The sequence below is a fragment of the Opacimonas viscosa genome (genome assembly GCF_024199005.1).
GTDB lineage: Bacteria > Pseudomonadota > Gammaproteobacteria > Enterobacterales > Alteromonadaceae > Opacimonas > Opacimonas viscosa.
The window spans coordinates 1-260 of the sequence record NZ_JANATA010000197.1; the positions used below are offsets into that span (position 1 = coordinate 1).

Sequence of the window (260 nt, forward strand, 5' to 3'; positions counted from 1 at the left end):
TATCGTACTTACCCAGTTAAATTGTTCTTCACTCAACTCGCTATCACGCAGCATACGGCTTAAGCCCACAATACCGTTTAGCGGTGTGCGTAGCTCATGACTTATGGTTGCGATAAAGCGAGTTTTGTCGGTACTTGCTTTTGCAGCAGCATTTTCAGCCTGCTTACGCTCAGTCATGTCTCGACCGAACGACAACAAGCCAAGGCGATTACCGTCTTTATCGAAGAAAGGTACACGCTTCATTTCGAAGTAACGACGAC

The 260-nt window shown here is 46.5% G+C and carries 1 protein-coding gene; it reads right to left on the minus strand.

Features of this window, described 5'->3' with window-relative positions:
• Positions 1 to 260 (minus strand): histidine kinase dimerization/phospho-acceptor domain-containing protein (locus NLF92_RS13290; RefSeq protein ID WP_284700445.1); only part of this gene is annotated, 260 nt, incomplete at both ends.